The organism is Pseudomonas sp. QLc11A (genome assembly GCF_052112305.1).
In the GTDB taxonomy this organism is placed as follows: Bacteria; Pseudomonadota; Gammaproteobacteria; order Pseudomonadales; family Pseudomonadaceae; genus Aquipseudomonas; species Aquipseudomonas laurylsulfatiphila.
This window is the reverse complement of the sequence record NZ_JAVAJJ010000006.1, coordinates 1-21,446: the sequence shown is the minus strand read 5'-3', so window position 1 is coordinate 21,446 and position 21,446 is coordinate 1. Positions and strand designations below refer to the sequence as shown.

Genomic DNA, 21,446 nt, shown 5'->3' with positions numbered 1-21,446 from the left:
TTTGTGCTGCTCTGTCCGACTTGTGACGTACCGCGCTATCTGTAATTGCCGGTTTTGTTACTTTCACGCAGGATGCGCAACGAATTTGCGGCTAATGTTCGTAATTCCAGATACAAAGGGCTCGTTTTGATAACTGATGTCATTGTCATTGGTCATCGGGACGGCATAATGCCCGTCGCCTACATCTTTGCAGAGTCTAGGGAGCTAGCTTGTCTACGCCTGTCGAACCCTTGCGTTTGCTGCTACTGGCCGAAGAGCCAGCGTGGGCAGCGTTGTTGCGCGAGTGTCTGGCTCCGATGGGGAGCTCGGCCGTGCTCATCAGCGCGCCGAGTTGGGAGTCGGTCAGCAGCTTGTTCGATGACAACCGCAGTGCGGTGTTATTGACCATCCCGCAACTTCAACCGGCGCCGGGCCGTTGCAGCCTGCCGACGGTGTTGTTGCTCGACCATGAGCCGCTGACCCCGCCCGACGGTGTAAGTGACTGGCTGGTGCGCGATCATCTCGATCCGGGCATGTTGCGCCGCTGCCTGCGTCATGTGCGCGAACGTGGCGTCCTGGAAAACACCCTGCAACGCCTGGCCGAGCAAGATCCGCTCACCGGCATCGCCAATCGCCAGGGCTTTCAGACCCTGTTGACGGCGCGCCTGGCGGAAAACGACGGTCGCGGCCTGGCCCTCGGTCATCTCGACCTCGACAATTTCCGTTACGCCAACGACGCCCTCGGTCATCAGGCCGGTGACCGCCTGATCCTGCAGGTGGTGGCGCGGCTCAAGAGCCAGCTTGAAGCCGGCGATCAACTCGCGCGCCTGGGCAGTGATGAATTCGCGCTGCTGATCGACACCCGTCGTGCACCCCAGCGTGCCGAGTGGATGGCCGAACGCATCAGCGAAGCGCTGGCCGAACCCTACTGGGTCGACGGCGAAAGCTTGTTGATCGGCTCCAGCCTGGGCATCGCTTACGCCCGGGCCCAGGCCGGCGCGGACCCGCTGATGTGGCACGCGCACATTGCCATGCAGCAGGCCAAAAGCACCCAAGGCTGCACCTTTCACATTTTCAACGAACGCATCAATCGCAATGCCCGCAGCATCGCCGACCTCGAAACCGAACTGCGTCGGGCACTTCGCCGTGATGAGCTGGAGTTGCACTACCAGCCACGGCTGAACCTTGAAGACGGACAGATCGTCGGCCTCGAAGCGTTGGTGCGCTGGCGCCATGCCGAGCGCGGCTTGCTGCCACCAAGTGAATTCGTGCCGCTGGCCGAGCAAAGCGGTCTGATCGTGCCGCTGGGCTACTGGGTGATTTCCCGGGCCTTGCGCGACATGCAGGCGCTGCTTGAGCTGGGTTTGCCGCCGTTGCACATGGCGATCAACCTGTCGTTCCGGCAATTCCAGGACAGCCAGTTGCTGTCGACCCTGAGTCGCCTGATTGCCGAGCGCGGCGTCGAGGCGCAGTGGCTGGAGTTCGAACTGACCGAAACGGCCGTGATGCGCCGCAGCGACCTGGTCAAGCAGACCATGGACGCACTCGGGCGCCTCGGTGTGCGCTTCTCTCTCGACGACTTTGGCACCGGCTTCTCGTCGTTCGTGCACCTAAACAGCCTGCCGATCACTTTGCTGAAAATCGACAAGAGCTTTGTCGGCGGCATGGAGCAGCGTGAGGAAAACCGCAAACTGGTCCACGCGATGATCAACCTGGCACACAACCTCAACCTTGAAGTGGTCGCCGAAGGTGTGGAGACATCGGAGCAGCTGGATCTGCTGCGCGGGTTCGAATGCGATCAGGTGCAGGGGTATTTGATCAGCAAGCCATTGCCGCTGGCCGAGCTGGTGGAATATCTGATGTTTGGCTCCAGCCAGCAGCCGGCGCTGGAAGTCGTAAGCTGATCACGAGTAATTGTTTGCCACGGAACCCTGTAGGAGCGAGCTTGCTCGCGATGGTCGTCAACGATAACGCTGGTTGGCAGGTGCCCCGCGGCGTTCTCGTGTTTATCGCGAGCGGGCTCGCTCCTACAAGGGATCTCAGTCGGGCTGAGCGACTTCGAAGCGCTGCTCTGACGTCGTTTCGCGCTTGATCATCCGCTTCATCTTCCACTCAAACCCCAGCGTCAGGCTCACCGCCGCACACGCCAGCCCCAGCGCCAGGCCCCACCAGACACCCGTTGGCCCCCAGTCCAGGTGGAACGCCATCCACCACGCGGCCGGAGCGCCAATCAGCCAATAGCACCCCAGGCCCACCAGGAACGTGGTCTTGGCATCCTTGAGCCCGCGAATGCAGCCCATGGCGATGGTTTGCGTGCCGTCGAACAGCTCGAACCATGCCGCCACCGCCAGCAGGCTCACGGCGAGGTTGATGACATCGCGGAACGCCGGGTCGTTGTGGTCGAGAAACAAACCGACCAACTGATTCGGCAACAGCCAGAAAACCATGGCGAAACACAGCATCGCCGCCGCCCCGAACGCAATGCCGACCCGCCCGGCCAGCCGCGCATCCAGTAGTTGCCCGGCGCCGTAATGCTGACCGATGCGCATGGTGATCGCATAGGAAATCCCCGCCGGCACCATGAACGCCACCGAGACGATCTGCAGGGCGATCTGGTGTGCACCCAGTTGCGTGCTGCCCATGGTGCCCATGCACAGCGCGGCGAAGGCAAACAGCCCGACTTCCACCGCGTAGGTGCCGCCAATCGGCAGGCCCAGACGCCACAGTTCCTTCAGGTACTGGCGGTTCAGCCGCGACAGGCCCTGACGCAGCGGATAGGCCTCATAAGCCGGATGCCGGCGAATGTGCCACGCCAGCGCCAGGGCCATCAGGTTGGCGACAATCGCCGTGACCAGCCCGATGCCCATCAGCCCCAGTTTCGGCAGGCCGAACATGCCGGTAATCAGCGCATAGTTGAGCAGGAAGTTGGCCACGGTCCCGCCCAGGCTGATAACCATCACCGGTGTCGCGCGGCCAATGGCGCTGGTGAACCCGCGCAGGGCCATGAAGCTCAGGTAGCCGGGCAGGGCGAAAGGCAGGAAGATCAAAAACTGCCCGGCCATCTGGACATTGCTTTCGGTCTGGCCGAACAGCAGCAGCACCGGTTTGAGGTTCCACAGCAGCAAACCGGCGACCAGCGCCATCAGCCATGCCAGCCACAACCCGGCCTGGGTCAGCCGGGTCGCCCCGAGAATGTCGCCGGCCCCCTGACGGATCGCGACCAGAGTGCCGACGGCAGCAATCACGCCGATGCAGAAAATCGACACGAACGAATAGGTCGCCGCGCCGAGTCCGCCACCGGCCAGAGCCTCGGGACTCAGGCGCGCCATCATCAGGGTGTCGGTGAGGACCATCAGCATGTGCGCCAACTGCGAGGCAATCAGCGGCCCCGCCAGCCGCAGGATGGCCCAGAGTTCAGTACGTGCTGGATGCTGCATGGTCATCACGCTCGATTCTGGAAGTGGACAGGAAAGCGTCGATTCTCGGCGCTCTGCGGCGTTTGCACAAAGGGATAAAAAGGATGGGTAGCATGATTCAAACTCATGCAGGATAGTTTCTGCTAGGGTATCCAAAAACCGCTGTAGGAGCTTTCTTGATGTCGCGTCGTCTCCCTCCCTTATATGCCCTGCGCGCATTTGAAGCGGCGGCGCGACACACGTCGTTTACCCGGGCCGCGGAAGAACTGTCGATTACCCAAAGTGCGGTCAGCCGACATATTCGTACGCTCGAAGAACATTTTGCCTGCCGCTTGTTTCATCGCAGTGGCCGCAACCTGCAACTGACCGAGTCGGCCCGTTTGTTGTTGCCGGGTATTCGCGAGGGCTTCACCGCCTTGGAGCGCGCCTGCAATACCTTGCGCGCCGAAGACGACATCCTGCGCATGAAAGCCCCGTCGACCCTGACCATGCGTTGGTTGCTGGCGCGCCTCAGTCGTTTCCGTCATCTGCAACCGGGTAACGAAGTGCAGCTGACCAGTGCGTGGATGGACGTCGATTCCGTGGATTTCAACGACGAGCCGTTCGACTGTGCGGTGCTGTTAAGCAACGGACATTTCCCTCCGGACTGGGAGGCGATTTACCTGTTCCCCGAAGAGTTGATCCCGGTCGGCGCGCCCAACCTGCGGGGCGACCAACCCTGGGATGTCGAACGCTTGAGCAACGCCGAGTTGCTGCACCCGACGCCGGACCGCCGCGACTGGCGCAACTGGCTGGAGCGCATGGGCCTGGCCGAACAGGTGTCGCTCAAGGGCGGGCAGGTGTTCGACACCCTGGAACTGGGCATGATCGCCGCCGCACGGGGATATGGCGTGTCCATGGGCGATCTACTGATGGTGGCGGAAGATGTGGCGCAGGGACGTCTGAGTTTACCGTGGCCGACGGCGGTCGCCAGCGGCGAAAAATATTACCTGGTCTGGCCGAAAACCCGTCCCGGAGGTGAACGTTTGCGCCGGCTCAGCGATTTCCTCTTGGGAGAGGTTCAGGCGATGGAGTTACCGGCGGTCGAGCACCTGAGCTGAATCATCGCGGGCAAGCCGGATCAGTCCCCAAACTAATCGCACTTGGCATTGCTGGATAATTCCTTGCTTGCCTGTTTCAACTGGTTGCCCAGTTCGGCCGCGTTGGTGCTGTTGTAAACCCGGCCACCGGTGTTTTCAGCGATGCAACGTGACGGGCCGCCAACACCGATTTTCACTACGTTGACCCGCAGGCGCGGTTGTTCCCTGGCGATTTGACGGGATACCGCGCACACGTCCTGCCCGCAACCGTCTTCTCCGTCGACAAACATCACGATAACCGCATCGTTATTGCGCCCGTCGACGGTACTCGCCGCGTGGGCCAGGCTGTCGGCCAGCGGTGTGCCATCGTCGGGAACCAGACCTCGAATCCCGTTGATCAGCCGCGGGCGGTCGCCGAACTTGAACACACCCCGGTCCGGTGTTCTTTCGCAGCCGGCGAAGGTGATCAGGCGTGTGTCGATCTTCGGGTCCAGCCCGTTGATCATGCTTGCCAGCGAGTCCTTGGCGACGTCCATGCGGCTGGGTTTGGCGGTGAGCCGCATGGTGCGGTTCGGGTCCAGGAGCTTGTTGAGGTCACTACCGAAGTACCAGTCCTCGTCGGCTTTCACTGACTTGATGTTCAAGTTCATCGAACCCGAAGTGTCGAGCACCACCACGAACTGCGGGATCTCTGCGTTCGGCGCATTTTTACGGCATGCGAAGTTGTCCAGCGTCGGGGCTGGTGGTGGGGCAGCCACTACCGGTTTTGGTGGTGGAACTGGTTTGGGTGGCGGTATCGGCTTGGGTTCCGGTGCCGGTTTTGGTGGCGGGACCGGCTTGGGTTCCGGTACCGGTTCTGGCGCGGGTTCTGGTACCAGAGCAGGTTTCGGTTCCGGTTCCACAACAGGCTCGGGGACTGGCTCAGCCGGTTTCTCAACCGGCGTCACCACCGGCGCTACAGGCGCTACAGGCGGAACCACGACCACCGGCTCTCGGTGCAGGAACCACCAGAGCCACAGCGCCAGAAGCAGCAACAGCAGCGCGAGCAAAGCCGCCGCGATCCACCAGCCACGACGCGATGGCGGCACGACCGGCACCACCGGCGGCACGATCGGTTTGGGCGGGCGCTGGTTCCAGCGCACCACCAATGGCTCACCGTTGAGGCTGTAGAGTTTGTCCAGCTCAGGCGCGCCGAGCAGGCTGCGCAGGTCGTCCGCTTCCGTCGGTTGACCGCGATTTTGCAGTTCATCCGCCAACTGTCCGAGGGACGTCTGACGCACTTCATAGGTTTCCAGCAAGCGTCGTTGCGCGTCCTCGTTGAGGTCGGCATAGGGCGTGGGTTGGCCACCCAGTTCGGTCCACCATTCCAGCACGTCACCGCTGCCCATCCGCGGGATAGCAAACAGACTGGCGACGGTTGGCGGAAAGTGTTTCTGGATGAGGGCGACTTTGGCTTGCAGCGCACTCATCCCCTCCGTTGTGGCTTGCGCATCCCTGATGACCCGCTGCATGACGACAATTCCTGAAAAAGTGCAGGCATCCGTCGGGATGCCCTGCGGGGTGAAAGGTTACTCTTCGTAGCCGAGGCTGAATTGCAGCTGATTGACCTTCTTCTGCAACGCTTTCAGCTCTTGCTGCTTGGCCGCCAGTGTCGCGGGTGTTGATTTGGTCGTTGGCGCCGCTTGCGAAGCCTTGAGCTGCTTCTCGAGGTCGGCAATCTGCTTCTGCACCTGGGCTTCATTGCCCCGCCGAGCCTTGAGCGAGTTCAGCAGTTGCGCCAGCGACTGATTAAGCGCTGCCTGGGATTTCTGCTGGCTGGCCAGATCGGTCTTGGTGCTGAGCTGCTGGGACTGAATGTTCTCGTACACCTGGCGGAACATTGCGTTTTGCTGACGGGACTCGCTCAGGGCCAGCTCCTTCTGCTTGACCTGATCGCTGTAACCACCGGAGTAGTCGCAGTTCATCTTGGTCAGCATGCTGCTGTCGCGATTGGTCGCATCGCACTCGCCAGGCTGGGTCGCGCAACCGCTCAGGGCAAGGACGGCAGTGATGACCATCAGTTGTCGTAGTGTCATGTGCTTAGCCCAGGGTGATTGCGGAGCGTTGGCTGTACAGAGCGTCAACTTCTTTCTGCAAGGAGACGACTTTCTGGTTCATTCTCTGAATGTTCATGTCCACCTGCCTGATCTCGGCGCTGGTGCCTTGTGTACGCTCGGCGTCTGCCACTTTGCTGTACTCGGTGACTTTGGTACGCATGTTGGCCAGGTCTTTACGCAGGCGCGCGATGTCCGAGTCGATCCCGGCGATTTGCGCCTGAGCCTTGCTCTTGTCGACTTTCTTGTTGGCGATGTCCTTTTTGATCTGGGCAATTTGCGCCTGGTCATCATTGATCACTTGCTGAGCGGTCGCGGTACGGGCGATCACCTTCTGCGTGTCTTGTTCGACGTCGCTGTTCATCTTCGCCAAACGGGTGGTGGTGTCGGCGTATTCGGCGCGACGTTGATCCAGGTAATAGTTCGCGCCCATGGCCACGCCACAGGCGGTAATGCCGGCGGCGATGACGCACACGGTTTTGTTGCTGCTGTTGGACAGCGCGCAAGCGAGGATGCCGACACCGGCGCCGACGGCGCAGGCCTGGTATCCGGACTTGCTGAAGAACTCTGCGTCATTGCCTTGGGTCAGGCGCGGGTCGGCACCGTCGCCTTCGCCGAGCATAGAGCTGCCGGTGTTGGCGCAACCGGTCATTAACAGGCTGCCGGCGACAACGAAAGCGATCTGTAGCTTGAAGCGAGTCCAAAGGCTGCGCGACATGGTGAAACTCCTGCGTAACGGTGTTGACGCGTTGTTATTGAGTGACGGTTTTGCAGCTGGTCAGCCAGGCTTCAGTGTCGATTTTCTGTTTTTGCAGAAATGCCTTCTGATTGGCCCAGTGGGTGCGCAAGTAAGGTTTCAGGTCTTGAAGCTGTTTGTTACGGGTGAGGATTTCTTCCATTACCGGGACTTGCGTTTCAAGCAGTGGCTGGCCGTACAAGGTAGCGGATTCCACCAGGCTGCTGGCGTAGTAACGGCTGAGTTTGTGCAGGCGATCCTTTTGCTCCGCGAGTTTGCCTTTGCGCATGTCGCAACTGGCGTCTTTGTCCGCGCTTTCGCAATTGAGCTTGTAGTTCTTTTGCAGGAAATCCACGTACTGGCCGTCGTCGAGCATCTTGGTGCAAAGGAACGCACCCAGGTTGAGGCTGGCGCGAATCGCCTGATCGCGGGTTTCTTCCTGCTGCTGGTTGCTGGCACGCAGCTGGTTTTCCAGAGCCTGGAGTTTTTCCTTGAGCGCTTTGTCTTCGACGCCCGAGGCGAGGCTGTTCAGGGATTGTACTGTGCCTTTGTTGGCGGATTCGGTTTCCTTGCTGCCGGTGCCGAGTTTCTTCCAGCTGCTTTCAATGCTGGCGACCCGTTCACGAGAGGTGAGGGTCGTGGAGACCAGCACCAGTCGCAGGCCGGTGGTCTTGTTTTTCACCTGGCCTTCAGCATTGTAATACGGTTCCTCCTTGCGCAAGGCGGTCCGCAGGTCGGCCTGCGCGGTCAGGTAGTTGCCGCCACGCACGACGTAGCCGCCGGCCTGACCGTGCTGGCGGTCAAGTTTGTTCAGGCGAAACGGCTCGAACATCATTTCGTCGACGTTGCCGAGCATGTCATGCAGGCCCAGCGGGTTGGGCTTTTGCAGACCGGTCAATTGCACTTTGCCGTTGGACGATTGTGCACCGGCGAACCACTCGTAGGCGTTGATGCCTTCTGGCATCGGGTAGTGTGTGTCGCGGAATTCAGCAGCACCGACTTCCAGCCCGCCGCGCGCGGCGAACTCCCACTCGACTTCGGTCGGCAGCCGCAAGAAGCCCTGCGCGCCGTCTTCCTTGGGCAGTTTGCCGGCGGCGTTTTTGCGCAGCCACAGGTTGTACTTGTCGGCGGCGTCGATGGCTTGCACCCAGCTCACCGCCGTTTGTGGCACGCGCATCTTGGTGGCGGCGGTGGGGCAGGTTGTTTCGGTCAGCGCGGCGTATTGCAACTGACTCATCTCGTACTTGGCCATCAGGTAGTAGCGGGATTTTTCGTTCTTGGCCCCGGTAAAACTGCCGGCGATAAAGGTCGGACGGGTCTGTTCGACGTAGCCGTATTCCGCACCGTCCTGGCCGATGTTGATCGGATAGTCGTCGAGCGGACCGGCGACCGGGATGAACACCTTACGGAACACCATCGAGCCTTCGCAAGGCATTGGCAGCACCACGTCGGAGGCGTCGGGCATCGGGTTGTAATACTTCTCTTCCCAGCCCGCGGCCGAGGTGTCGAGCACGTAGCCGAGGCTCAGGGGCAACAGCAGGCCAAAACGTTTATAGCTCACGCAGACTCTCCGCAGGTTGGATGTTGATGGCGCGCAGTGCGCCGATCACGGCCACCAGTGCAGCGACCAAAAAGGTCAGGAGCAGGGCGGCCAGGCCATGCCAGACAGTGATGTGGCAAACAAAGGTGCCGGTGGCCTGGCTGCTGCCGAGCAGGTAGTCGAACAAATGACTGCCCGCGGTATAAAACCCCAGCCCGCCAACGTAGCCGGCCAGGCTCAGCAAGAGCGCTTGCAGGACCACGAAGCCGCCGACGGCCCTGCGTTTGAAACCCAGCAGACGCAGGACCGCCAGGCTTTTGCGCTTGCGGTCGATGTTGGCCAGGAACGCGCCGACCATCGACGCCACACAGCCGATCAGCGCCGCCACGGCGATCACACTGAAGATCAGCCCCAGGACATGGTTGATGGCTTTGACGTTGTCGATGTCGGCCAGTCGGCTCGAGGTTTCGATATGTTGTTCGTTGAGCCAGCGTTCCAGCGGTGCGACCTGATCGATGTCGCGCGCATACACGCGGGCGCGGGCATACAGCGGTTGCAGATTGTCCTGAGGCTTGCCGGTGGCGATACCGAACGCACTGACCTGATAGCCGTCGCGAAAGCGCTCCAGATCCAGCAACAACGGCGGAGCAACAAACCCGGCCGCGCGACCGAAACGGGAACCGTCGAGCACGGCCAGTACCGTCAGCGTCATCTCGCCACGTTCATTGACCCCATCCAGGCGGCGCAAGGCCTGTAGTTGCACGCTGTCGCCGACCTTGGCCTGCAAGCGTTGCGCGGCGCTGGCGCTGAGGATCACTTGATTGCCGACGGGGTTGAGTGACGCCAGGCTCAGTTGCGGGTCGCCCGGCTCGGTGGCGATGATTTCCGCACCGTCGACAAACCGTTGCATGCCGATCAGCAGGTCAGCCTGGGTATTGAGCGAGCGGGTCTGGCCGAGGGCAAAACCAGTCTCGGGGCGTAGGCGTAAACGCTCTATCCAGGCCGTGTCGTAGTTGCCGTTGCTGAGCATCTTCACTTCAAGGTTGCGCGGGTCGCGCAGCAGTTCGTCCTGCAACTGGCTGACCACCCCGTGCTTGAGCCCGAACAGCAACAACAACGGTGCGATCACCGCCACCAGGGAGGCGGCGATACACAGCGAGACCTTGCGGTCGTGCCAGAGGTCTTGCAGCGCCAGTGAGCCCAGCAGGTGCAAGCGATCAATCCATCGGTTCAAACAGAGTCTCTCCCTGATGGCTGACAGCGCCGAGTCGAGGCAAGCCGAAAACCTTCAGCAAGGCCCAGTCATGGGACACAACGAGTGCACTCAGGCCCATGCTCGACACCAGGCTCAACAGCAACTCGAACAAGCGCCGGGCACTGTGAGGGTCGAGCGCGGCGGTCGGCTCGTCGGCCAGCAGGAGCAGCGGTTCATGGGCAATCGCACGAACGCAGGCCACGCGCTGGCGTTCGCCGATCGACAGGGCCTGAGGTTGTTTATCCAGCAACCCTTGCAGGCGCAACACGTCAACGGCGTGGTCGATGTGCTCGCTCTTTGCCGGCATCCCGAGTAAACGGCGTGGCAAGCTGATGTTGTCACGTACGCTCAGGAACGGCAGCAAGCCGCCGCTCTGCAAAATGAATCCCAGATGCCGTGAACGCACCGCTGCAAGAGCCGGCTGGTCGTCAGCGGCCAGCAGTTGGGCAATATCCTGAGCGTGCGTCGGGCCCAGGCGAAAGCGCTCGAGTTCCACCGGTACGAGCAACAGGCCGATGGCTTCGAGCAACGTGCTTTTACCGCTGCCGCTCTCGCCGGTGATGGCGAGGATTTCTCCGACGCCGACCTGTAAGTTCGGTAGTCGCACGTGATGAGCCTGTGCGCCTTCACCACGGCGTACCAGCAGGTTCTTGATATCGAGCATGGGCGTCTCGTTAAGGCATCATTTCCAGTGGTACGGGGTAGACGTTGTCCCGCGCATCACTGTCTTTGGCTAAAGCTACCCAACGGTCGACATCGGCGTTGTAACGCTGGTAATGCCGCAGTTTGGTATTCAGCGTGCGGATGAATTTTTCTTGCGCCAGACCGTCCCAGCTCTTCCAGGTCTCTTCATCCAGGTTCAACACTTCACTCTGATAGGGCAGGTCTTCGAGGTATTCACCGAGGACGCCCATGTCCGCCAGTTTGGCGTTACTGTTCTGTTTGAGCTGATTGGGATCGGCGCCCATGGTCGCTGCCACGGAACGCAGGCGATCGAACATTTCCGTCGGTGAAATCAGGCCTTCGTTGGCGGCATCGAGAATCTGCTTCATCACGTCGCTCAAGTCGCTGAGCTGTGACTTGGTCAGCAATACCCGCACGTCGGTGGTCGGGATGTTCTGCTTGATCAGGTCGCGGTCGGTGATCCACGCCTTGAACACTGGCGGGGCTTTGCTGTTGGTCTTCTCGCCGAGATAGGCGAGTTGCATGGCGTGGCCGATCAGCGCCGCGTCTTCGAGCATTTTCTTCTCGGCCGGATCCTGCTTGGCGTTCGCCGCGCTGCCGATGGCGTCTTCGCCCATATAGGCGGCTTTCACTTGTGTCGTGATCGCCCCGGCCAGAGCGTCAACCTTGCGCCCGAACTCCTGCACATCGCCAGCATTCACCGGGTAGTACAGCGAGGTGTTGGTGCCAGGGTAGATCGACAGGTTCTTGTATTGCGCTTCAGCCTTGGCGTGGTCCTTGGCTCCGGCCGGGGTTTTCAGGTGCAGGGTGTAAATCGCCACGCCCGGGTTGGCGGCTTCGAGCCGCACCTGTGCGGCGCTCAAACCGGTTTTCGACAGCTTGTCGTCGCCTTCGATGGCGCCCGCATCGGTGATCAGCACCACGTAGCGCGCGCCGAACTGGCTCCAGTCGACCTTGTCGATGCTCTCCATGACACCGGCAAACGAGTCTTCATCGAAGCTGCTGCTCGACACGGTGGCCTGTTTGAGGTCGGCGATCTTGGCGAAAAAATCGGCGCTGTCTTTCACCTTGGTAGGGTCGGCGTACATCTTGGTAGTGTATTCCAGCCCCGGCACCGCTTGGGTGTTGGAGCGGAAAGCCACCAGGCCGAACTTGACCTGCTTGCCGAGATTCTGCGCTTCGATCTTCTGGTAAACCTTGCGGATCGCCTCGCGGGTACGGTCGATATAGGGGTCCATCGAAATCGTCGAGTCGATAACAAATACTACGGCTGCACTGAATTCCTTCAGCTGGTTGGCCTTTTTCTCTTCGGCTTCCTTGCTGCCGGCAGCGCTGTGAGCAGCACCGCCCTTGGCGTTCTTGTCATCCGGCTTGCTGACGGAGGCGACGTTGAGCAGGCGCGTGCGAAAACCGCTTTCGGTCATGACCTCTTCGCCACTGAGCACCGGCAGCAGGTAGAACTGCTTTTGCAGGTCGACGAAGTATTCCGGTTCTTCAGCCAGTACGCCCGGTGCTTGCTGGCCCTTTTTCAGCGTGGCTCGCAGCGGCGCGACTTTGCTGACCGGATCCGGCGCATCAAGGATGCCTTCGACAGTGGCTCGGTCCTTGAAGAACAGTAAGCGGTCGCGGTTGGCTGGGTTGGTGAAGGCCAGTGTCAGTTGCATCTTCCAGTCGGTGGTACAGCTGGCGGGCAGCCAGCCAATGGTTTTGCCGTAGCTGTCAGGGCCGACTTTCAGCCACTCGGCATTGTTCGCCTGGGCGCGCTCGTACACATAAAAGCGGCTGAAGACTGGTTGTGGGTCGCCTGCCGCACTGCCCGCCGTCGGGCTGATTTTGCAGCCTGGTGTGGTCAGCACGCGTTGGAACAGGGTCTTTTTACCGGTCTGGATCAGCGGTTTGTCTTCAGCCTGGGACGGCGGGCTGATGCACAGTGCGAGCAAGACGGCACCGCTCAGCAGGAATCGACTCAGGGGTGAACGCATCACTTCTGCAACTCCTCGAAGCGCTGCTTGGCTTCGGCGTTGTTCGGGTCCTGGGTGAGGATGGTTTCATACCAGTAGGCGGCGGTGGCGTTGTCCGCAGCCGGGAAGCACTCGCTGGCCTTCAGGTATTTTGGGTCGTATTCGCGGGCATAGGCGTTGGCGATCAACGTATCACCGGCCTGGGCGCGGTTGGCGTACAGACGCTGGGCGACGCCGCAGTGTTTACCGTCCTTGGCCTGGTTGATGATCTCCAGCAACTTGGCACTGTCGGGTGCCGCCTTGATGCAGGTTTGGACGAAGGTCAGTTCGGGCAGGCTGTTCATGCTGTCGAGGGTGCAGGCTTGGGCATCTGCGCCGGCTGGTGCGGAACCAGCGGCTGTGGCCACTGGAGCAGGCGTCGGGGCGCGCTTGTAGAACCAGAAACCGGCGCCGGCCGCCAGCAGCATCACCACAATCAACAGACCGATCAGGCCTGTGTTGCTTTTTTTCACCGGTGCGGGAGGCGGCGTATAGGCGGGCTCGGTGAGTACCGACTCCAGCTCCACTTCTGGCTCGGCGGTGGACAGGGTTAGCTCAGGCAGCTCTGGGATCTCCGGTGCCGGTGCGCTCGGCGCCGTCAGTTCGGCGCCGCCGTAAGTCGAGCGTGTCTGACCACCAGCCGTGGACGGCAGCACGCCAACGCCTGGACGAACCACGCCTTTGTCGGTGTGGCCTTGGCTCTGTTCGCGCAGTTCGATCTGGAATTGCGAGTTGGCGCCGCCTTCCAGCAACGGGTCGACCACCTCCGGGCCGACCTGCGTTTCCAAAGCTTCGCCGTTGGCCGTGAGCTTGAAACGCGAGACCTTGAACCAGAATGGATTGTTGCTCCAGGCCTTGTGGTCCTGGAGGTAAAAACCGTCCTGGTTGCGCTGAATGGAAAACTCCAGCTGTTGCTCACCACCCTGCCATTTCTTCACAGTGAAACGGGCCTGGCCAGGCACATTGGGCTCTAACGCGAGCAGGTCGACACGAATTGGCATTGCTTATCTCGCTGTGAAGGCTGTGAGCACGTGGCCCAGCCGTTCGTTCTGTTCAGGGGTAATTTCACGTCCGGCACCATGGCCGGCATTGTCTTGCGTGATGTAGGCCAGGCCCGAGAGCCAGTCGCCGAGATACAGCTGTGCCTGATTGGCTGGTTGCGCCGGCAGCACCGGCACTTGTCCCGGGCCAATGTCGGCATAGAACGAAAACAAAGGCGCCTTGGCTCCGGCGCGGCTGTTTGGACGCTCGTTCACCGGCTTCTGGAGGTAGCCGAACCAGGATACGAAGTCACGCAGCACACGTTGCACTTCCAGTACCTGGCGCTCGACCAGTTGATCGCGTCGCGCGCCACTTTGTGCGCGCTTGAGGACGGCGCGGCTCAGTTGCCCCGGCAAGTCCTGGCGATAGCCGGCGGTTATCAGTTCATCGACCACCGCTTCCAGCAAGGCCTTTTCAAGCCCCAGCAGGTTGAGCAGGCTTTGCCGGGTGGTCAGTTCACGCAGGTGCGCGATCCAGGCCTTGAATGCCGCTTTGGCAAAGCGGTGCTCGTTGCTTTGCAGCTCGGGCGCCGGGGTGCCGGTTTTGCTGCTGATCGGCGCATCGTGGCTCAGGTCGTCACTGAAATCGAAATCGAAACCGGCGTCGTTGCCATATAGGCTCTGGCTCGGTGTCGGGGCAGCCGGTTCGTCGTTCACGACGGACTCGTCATCGGTTTCGTACACACCGCTGAGATACAGGTCGCGGACCTCTTCGCTCGGTATGTCGAGTTGATCGATCAACTCACCGAGCACCGCCGGACGACGGCCAAGGCCCGTCAGAATCATCTGCGACTTGGCTTTCTTGGCGGCTGCGGCGCCGTCGCCGTCGGCGTGGTACCAGGTGCTCAGGCCGTGGGTGGTCAGGCCTTCGAGGCATTCGCTCAATTGCTCGCGGATGCGCTGCAATTTGAATTCGATATTGGCCACGCCTTTGAAACTGCCGCTGAAGTGGCTGATGCCACCGTCATCGTTGCGCAGCATTTCTGCCCAGGCGTTGGCCGGGTTCTTGATGTGTTTGCACACCAGAGCGTTGCTGGCGAAGCTGGTGCCCAGCGCGCTGACACGTTCCTGATAGATGGCATTGAGGCCGGTTTCTGCGCCGGTCGCGTCTTGTCCGATGAACGCCGCGTCCATACGCGGTTTGCGCACCAGGTAGGTGTTCTGGAACGGTGTGCCGGCCCAGTCGTTCATCCAGCTCAGGCTGCCGAAGCGCTCCAGCATGGTCAGCTTGACCATACCGTTCCAGCTCTCGTCGTACTGATCGGGTGTCAGGCTGAGAGAGTTGGTAATGCGCAGGTCTAGCATGGTCAACGCCCAGATCAGACCGGTGTCGCGTTTGCTGCGCGCGGCTGAGTCGGCGCCCTGGGTCTTTTCGATCCAGCGGGTCAGCACCGGGCCCACGTCGTTGACGTCACTTTGCTTGGTCGTGCCTGTGCAGACCACCAGCGCGTTCATTTCCTGGTTGTCGGTGTAGCGTTCGAACAGATAGGCAACCTTGCCGCGCAGGATCAGCTGGGAAACCGAGTTGTCCTTGGCGGTGGATTGCGGGTCGTAGGAATCGGCGATCTCGTGCAGTTTCTGGCGTCCGCGATAACCGGGGAAGTCCAGCAAGTCGACCTGATTGACGATGTCATCCACCGGCGCTTCGATCAGGCGAAAGGTCATTTCGGCGGTCAGTGCCGCTAGTTGCGCGACGGGAATCGGCTGACTGTTTTGCAGGCGATCGCCCACCAGCGGTCGAACGTCGATCGGTAAATCCAGCGGGCTGCCGAAACGTTCGAGGATATCGACGTTCATGATGCTGTCGCGCTGGCTGTAGGTGTCGTTGTCGAAGCTCACCAGGGCCTTCAGCGGTGCGAACACCGTCTCGGGCAGGCCCAGCTTGTGCAACGCGCCGGCCAGTTGCTGGTACACGCGGGTCAACTCGCTTTGCTCACCCCAGAGGATGGAAAACAGCTCGGCCCGTTCCTGGTAATTCAGGCGTGGTACCAGTTGCAGCGCTTTGGGCCAGTACAGGGGCTCAAGTTTCTTTACCGAGTTGCGGAAATTGTCGCGCAGGTAATCCCACAGCGACACCAGATCGTCGGAATTGACCCCTGTTTGCAGCGGCCCGGTTTCGCGGCCTTCGAACGGTTTGAGCACGCGCTGGATGCGCTCTTCGTCGATCTCGTAGGAAATCCGTTCAAGGTCGAAATCCTTGAACCAGGCGTTGGCGAGAATCTTCGCCAGCTCGATTTCCTTGAACAGCGTGAGTTCTACCGGGAATTCCTTGTCCTGGCTTTCCGTCGCTCGACGGCTGAAGCGCGTTACCAGGCCAGTGGCTTCCTTGCCACCACCCACTGGGTTGATGTGCTTGATGAAGTCCAGGCGCTGGTTGCCGAACTCGGTTTCCAGCTTGCCGTTCTGACCGGCGGCGAGGGCCGAAATCAGGTACGACTTGCCGGCCTGGGACAAGCCGAAAAAGCCAATGGTCATCGGCGTGCAGGCCACGCGACCGAGGCTTTGGGCCAGGTTGCGGGCGCGGTGAAGGCGGATGTTCAGGTTGTCGGCTTCGCTGTCCAGGCGCGGCGCATTGCCGCGCGTCTGGCCAATCCAGTCCAGCGCCTGACCGGCGCCTTCATAAACAGCGGCCCAACTGGCAGAGAGCTGAATTTGATCGGGGGTCAGATCGTTCATTTGCGTTTCACACTTCCACTGTCGAGCCAGTACTTGGTCTCGCTCAGGCCGGCGTCGAGCATGGTGTTGAGTTCCAGTTCGAGGTCGCTGCGCGGGTTGAAGTTGACGTTGTTGCTGTTGGATTCGATGTCGCGAACCGAGAGACGGTCGCTGACCAGATCCTGCTTGCGCGTGTATTTGTCCGCCGGTTTGACCTCGAACCGCACCTTGAGCAGCGGCGCGCTGCCGTTTTCACCGATCGCGCGGGAAAACTTCTCCCGACCAGCCTTGGTGAACCGCAAGGTATACAGCGGCGAGGCGGCCCAGCGGTCGGTGGCCAACTGGCGGAAACCGAGGCGCAGATCGCCGCGCATTTCCAGCTGTGGCGTGTCTGCGGCATCGCCAACGCCGATTTCCGGCAGTTTGATTTTGTAGTCTTCGGACTGGATGTCGCGGTACAGCACGTCCGCATCCTTGATCACGTTGTTCAGGTCGATGACGCCGATGTGCTTGACCGTCGAATACGGCTTGAGTGCCGAAGCACGGAAGTAGAAGTTCGGTACGCTGTGGTTGGCGCACAACAGGCAGAGCATGGCGCCGACCGAGGCGGTGCTTTTCGGGTCGTCGATCCGGCCGTTCTTGTGAAACGGATACCAGCCGCCGGTGCGGTAGTTTTGCAGCGCCAGAATGCGTCCCGGTGGCAGTGGCAACACCTTGCGAATGAACGCCTGGATGCCGGGCAGGCGCGAAGGGCGGCCGGTCAGTAGCAAGACATCGCACGGGTACTGCGCGGCCACCTCACACAGCGCACCAAGGATCTTGGTGATGTTGATCTGGTCGTTGAGGAAGGCGGCGTGGAGCTTTTGCAGGTCGAAGCTGATTGGTGCCGCATACAGGTCGAAACCACTCTGACCGCCGACATCCCGGCGCACGGCAGCATTGACGTAGTCAAGCACGCTCTTGCTGATCGCGTTGTCACCGAGCAATTGGCGGTAGCTTTGCGGGGTGACTTCTTGTGGGACCTGCGGATCGTAATGCTCGTACGCCTTGAGCAGCGCCAGGCCCAGCGGTGCGAACACCTGCAGGTTCAATTGTTGACGCAGGATCATGTCCTGGGCGCTGACCGATTCATCGCCACACAGCCTTGACATCAGCGAGTCCGGGGCTTTCACGCCAGCGTTCTGCAAGGCCTTCTCGAAACTTGGCAGGATGAAGTCCTGAATCACGTCCAGCAAGATGTCGTCGCCGGCCACTTTGAAGCCATCGCGAAAACGCTGCTCGGGCACGATGTGCACGTTGCTGCCGCTGCCGGTATTTCCCGCACGGTCGAGGCGATAGTCGGTGATCACCAGGTCGGTGGTGCCGCCGCCGATGTCGATGGTCGCAAGGGTTATGCGTTGGCGGTCGGTCTTGTCCGGCCGGGCGATGGTGTCAAAAAACTCTTCCGGGTGACCGGCGAAGTTCTCGTTGACCTCGGTGTACAGGTACACCAACTGGCCGCAGGACGCTTCGTCCCATTCCACGCGGATACTCGGGATCGGCGTGCGAGGGCTGACGGCCTGATCCTGATGTGGATCTTCCTCGCCGGCATGCCAGCCGAGGCTTTTCCACACCAGGCCGATGGCTTGCAGCATGCGTTCGTTGAGGATGCTGCGCTCGGCCTGCGGCATGCCCGGCGGCACGGTCAGGGTAATGCTGTTGAGTTGGCGCGGCACGCGGGTGTGCCCCTGGCGCGAGCGCTGGGCCGGGCTGTTGATTTGCGACAGCGCCTGGGCCAGCACTTCGGCGAGCATGAAGGTCATCAGCGAGCTGCGTGAGTAACGCGGCATGAACACCGGCAGGCGATCGTCCTCTTCGAGGCTGTAAAGCGCCTCGCCGGTTTCGTTGATCAGATGCGAGAACGGCGCGGCGGTGGCGTACGGCTCGTTGTCGGTCTTGATGTACGAGCAGTTGAAACGCCAGCCGTGGCCATAGGCGTTTTCGTCCCACAGATAGCGTTTCGGGCTGGACAGGCCGGTGGAGCCTTCGGTACCGCGACGACGGCTGGCCAGACGGCTGGCCTCATTGCCGACACGGGCAATCGTTGCCCATTGGAACGCGTCGTGACGGCCGCTCTTGACCGAGCAGTGGTCCTTGCCGAAGTACGCCTGGGCGAATTCCACGCGGCTTTCGAACGGCAGGTTGTAGGTGTGTTCGGGGGTGATCAAGTCGCGCAGTTCCAGCACGTAGTTCTGCTTCAGCCCGGAGCCGGCCTGGCCGTGGTTTTCGATCAGGATGCCGCAGGTGCGCGAGTTGCCGACATCCAGCACCAGGTCCACCGGAATCGGTTTGACCAGGCCATTACTGTCGTTGGCGACCACTTTCAGCTCGGGGATTTCAACTTTCGCCCGGGCCGTCGACTGCTGGGCGGCTGACGGCGTGCTCAACAGGCTGAGCAAGTTGAGGTAGTGCGCCAGGTGATAGCTGGCGCGAATATCGGTGTCCAACTCTGCGCGCGAACGGTGGGCATTGCCCTCGTTGAACACTTCCAGCAACCATTCGTTGACCCACGGCTGCGCCAGGAACCAGCGGATTTCGCTGGCCTTTGTCGCCAGTTTGAAAGACACACCGGAGCTGATGTCTTCTTCGTTTGGCGCCAGATAAGCAGTGCCGTCACGCTTGGGCATCACGCGGCTGTCGAAGGCCATTGTCAGACGGTGGGTGTTGCCGTCGATGTCGGGTGTCGCCAGTTTCACCAGACGCATGCGCGACCAGTTGGTCGGACCTTCATCGAAGCGATGAGGCGGCATGAAGCGGAAAAACGGGGTCGGCAGCCAGATACCGTCGAGCAATTCGAGGCTGCTTTTCATGTCGATGCTGAACGCAGGTTTGGCTTTTTCAACCTTTTCCGGTTCGGGCTCGTAGAAAAAGAAGTCTTTCTCTTCGTTGTACGCCAGGCGGCAGATCAGCCCGCTGATCATCGGTGCGAATTCGCCCGCCGGTTCCTTGCGGGGATCCAGGCGCAGTGCGAAATCCATGAACTGGATGCCGGTGTCGCAGACCAGCGTGACGGTGTCTTCGAATTGAGTGACTTCAGGCAACATGTCGGGTTATTCCGTTTTTTCGGCCGCTTGCCGCATGGACATGGGGAATTGTTCTTTTCCGTAACCGCCAGTGCAGTCCGCGACCGTGGTCGCCCCTGGGCGGCAGTTGACCTTGGGCATGTCGTAAGTGCTGCCATCTCCGCACACGGCCTGGCCTTGGCTGTCGATGGCCAGGCTGCCACCCTTCATGGTAGCGCTTACCGGTCCGCTGCATTTGGAACCGTCGGCCTGGTGTACGGTGACTTTGCCCTGACCGTCCTTGAGCTGGTATTCCAGACGCAGAGGTTTGCCGGTCCGGCGGTCTTGTATCCCGGCGCCTGCGTTGTACTGACCGTCGAGGAACTTGGCGGCACCGTCGGCGGCGTCTGGCGGGATGCTCAGGGGAGGGCCGGCTTTTGTGGCTGCGGATTTTTCGGCCTCGGGCGATGTGACATCCGGCGGCGCGGTTTTGTTTTCGGGTGGCGCGGTTCTGTTTTCGGCTGCCGGGTCTTTGGCTGGGTCTTTGCTCAAGTCGGCGGGTGCTGCGTCAGCCTCGTTACCCTCGACGGCCGGCGATTCCACGCCTTGGGCTCCGGTCACAGCGGTGCCCGTTCCAGTGGTGGAGCCTATAACGGAGCCTGTCACCGGAATGCCATTGAGCGTCGTGACATTGCCAGTCAGTGGCGGCTCTTCCAGCTGTTTCTCCACCGGCACGACGCCCTTGGGCAGCAGGTCTACCGCCACCAACGGAATCGGGACGCAACCGCGCAGGCCGAGCAACAGCCACAAAAGCAGCAGCAGGAGCGGCAGCAACAACAGCCACCACCAGCGCCGCCACCACGGACGGGCCACCACCGGCACGACGAGTGGAACAGCAGGCGCTTCGACTACGGGTGGCAGCGGCGGAACCTGATAGAGGCAGTGCAGGGGATCGCGATTGAGGTCGGTACCGGCGTGCTCGAACCCCCAAAAGGTCAGCACCGGTTTGCCTTGCACCAGGTAGACGAAGTTTTCGTCGGGGATATGAATGACGCGCTTGAGCAACTTGCCGAACACGGCTTTATCGCCTTGCTGCTGTTCGCCGGAATCAGTGCCCAGGAAACGCTGGCTCAATTCCTCGAGTGCGATCTTCAGGGCTTCAAGTTGGCGGCGGGCAGGGGCGCGTTCTTCTTCGGTCGCACTGCTCCACGGAATCACATCGCCGTCGAGGGCGCTGTACCAATCGATCTGATTGCCGAGTTCATCGCTTTGAGGGATGGCCAGATGATCGACCAAATCGGGGTTCTTGCGGCGAATGGCTTCGCGCAATTGCAGGGCTGCCCGGTAGACCGGTTGACCTGTTTCGCCGAGGGCAGTGAATGACCCGCTCTTACCGCTGCGTAATAGTGCCCCGCGCATTCAAACTCCATACGATCCGTTGCGCAAAAATGACAGACAAAACTGTCTGTACCTGCTCCTGCAGTTAGCGGGCGATCTTAATATCATCATGACATCGCCATCAATCTGCCGGAGGTTCAAACCTTATGAGACTAACGTAAGCACGCGGAGGTTGCATAAGGTCAATTTTAATTGGCTTGGGAAGGCTTGGGTGTAAGCTTTTTTAAGCTGATGAATCGTTTCATCAGCGCTATAAAAAATGCAAACTCCAAGAACGGCTTTCCCCATGATCTCGCTCAAACTCCTCGTCGCTCTTGGCGCGCTGTCCGCCTCCCACGCCATGGCCTGGGATTACGTCCTTCTCGCCACCGACAAAGCCGCCCGGAATTGGCAGATCACCAGCCAGCAACTCGGCATAAAAACCGACAAACCCTTCAGCGTTACCCTGCGCACCTTGCACGGCGGTCGGCAGGAGGGCGTCAGCATCGTCGACATCGATAACGGCACGATGAAACTTTCGGTAGTGCCGA

At 60.8% G+C, this 21,446-nt stretch carries 14 protein-coding genes and 1 pseudogene; 3 read left to right on the top strand and 12 right to left on the bottom strand.

Going from position 1 to position 21,446, the window contains the following annotated elements:
• The first annotated feature begins 209 nt into the window (after window positions 1–209).
• A complete protein-coding gene (locus Q8X48_RS10800; protein ID WP_126048271.1) occupies window positions 210–1,883 on the top strand; it encodes a putative bifunctional diguanylate cyclase/phosphodiesterase in 1,674 nt (557 codons plus the stop codon).
• Window positions 1,884–2,018: 135 nt separating this feature from the next.
• Here Q8X48_RS10800 and Q8X48_RS10795 read toward each other — a convergent pair whose 3' ends face one another.
• Window positions 2,019–3,416, bottom strand: a complete 1,398-nt coding sequence (locus Q8X48_RS10795; RefSeq protein ID WP_095964442.1) for a NorM family multidrug efflux MATE transporter — start codon at window positions 3,414–3,416, stop codon at window positions 2,019–2,021.
• A 158-nt stretch (window positions 3,417–3,574) separates the two neighbouring features.
• Here Q8X48_RS10795 and Q8X48_RS10790 point away from each other — a divergent pair, with 158 nt between their 5' ends.
• A complete protein-coding gene (locus tag Q8X48_RS10790) occupies window positions 3,575–4,495 on the top strand; it encodes a LysR substrate-binding domain-containing protein (RefSeq protein ID WP_218473124.1) in 921 nt (306 codons plus the stop codon).
• A gap of 32 nt (window positions 4,496–4,527) precedes the next feature.
• On the opposite strand, the gene Q8X48_RS10785 is transcribed toward Q8X48_RS10790, so the two are convergent.
• From Q8X48_RS10785 to Q8X48_RS10735, 11 genes are read right to left on the bottom strand one after another with little or no spacing between them, the layout of a single operon-like run.
• A complete protein-coding gene (locus Q8X48_RS10785) occupies window positions 4,528–5,985 on the bottom strand; it encodes a vWA domain-containing protein (protein ID WP_407802593.1) in 1,458 nt (485 codons plus the stop codon).
• 57 nt (window positions 5,986–6,042) lie between these two features.
• On the bottom strand, window positions 6,043–6,549 hold the full coding sequence (locus Q8X48_RS10780) for a hypothetical protein (RefSeq protein WP_218473129.1): 507 nt from the start codon (window positions 6,547–6,549) through the stop codon (window positions 6,043–6,045).
• 4 nt (window positions 6,550–6,553) lie between these two features.
• The gene (locus Q8X48_RS10775) at window positions 6,554–7,285 is read right to left on the bottom strand and encodes a hypothetical protein (protein WP_407802594.1); all 732 of its coding nucleotides are present in this window, start codon (window positions 7,283–7,285) and stop codon (window positions 6,554–6,556) included.
• A 34-nt stretch (window positions 7,286–7,319) separates the two neighbouring features.
• Complete coding sequence (locus Q8X48_RS10770; RefSeq protein WP_218473133.1) at window positions 7,320–8,864, bottom strand: SUMF1/EgtB/PvdO family nonheme iron enzyme; 1,545 nt, start codon at window positions 8,862–8,864, stop codon at window positions 7,320–7,322.
• Window positions 8,854–10,077, bottom strand: coding sequence for an ABC transporter permease (locus Q8X48_RS10765; protein ID WP_407802595.1), 1,224 nt, complete (start codon window positions 10,075–10,077; stop codon window positions 8,854–8,856). Before Q8X48_RS10765 ends, Q8X48_RS10770 begins: the two co-directional genes overlap by 11 nt.
• Window positions 10,061–10,762: an ABC transporter ATP-binding protein gene (locus tag Q8X48_RS10760; RefSeq protein WP_218473135.1), complete on the bottom strand. Its 702-nt coding sequence runs from the start codon at window positions 10,760–10,762 to the stop codon at window positions 10,061–10,063. The genes Q8X48_RS10765 and Q8X48_RS10760 overlap by 17 nt, the downstream gene beginning before the upstream one ends.
• Window positions 10,763–10,772: 10 nt before the next feature.
• Window positions 10,773–12,764, bottom strand: coding sequence for a vWA domain-containing protein (locus tag Q8X48_RS10755; RefSeq protein ID WP_407802600.1), 1,992 nt, complete (start codon window positions 12,762–12,764; stop codon window positions 10,773–10,775).
• Window positions 12,764–13,783, bottom strand: a complete 1,020-nt coding sequence (locus Q8X48_RS10750; RefSeq protein WP_407802596.1) for a hypothetical protein — start codon at window positions 13,781–13,783, stop codon at window positions 12,764–12,766. Before Q8X48_RS10750 ends, Q8X48_RS10755 begins: the two co-directional genes overlap by 1 nt.
• Before the next feature lie 3 nt (window positions 13,784–13,786).
• Window positions 13,787–16,498, bottom strand: coding sequence for a putative virulence factor (locus Q8X48_RS10745; RefSeq protein ID WP_407802597.1), 2,712 nt, complete (start codon window positions 16,496–16,498; stop codon window positions 13,787–13,789).
• Window positions 16,495–19,560 (bottom strand): virulence factor SrfB, encoded by a 3,066-nt coding sequence (locus tag Q8X48_RS10740; RefSeq protein WP_407802598.1) that lies wholly within the window; start codon window positions 19,558–19,560, stop codon window positions 16,495–16,497. The genes Q8X48_RS10745 and Q8X48_RS10740 overlap by 4 nt, the downstream gene beginning before the upstream one ends.
• Before the next feature lie 6 nt (window positions 19,561–19,566).
• Window positions 19,567–20,937, bottom strand: coding sequence for an SrfA family protein (locus tag Q8X48_RS10735; protein WP_407802599.1), 1,371 nt, complete (start codon window positions 20,935–20,937; stop codon window positions 19,567–19,569).
• A gap of 265 nt (window positions 20,938–21,202) precedes the next feature.
• On the opposite strand from Q8X48_RS10735, the pseudogene Q8X48_RS10730 reads away from it, so the two are divergent.
• A pseudogene (locus Q8X48_RS10730) lies at window positions 21,203–21,446 on the top strand (DUF4432 domain-containing protein); the annotation flags it as partial.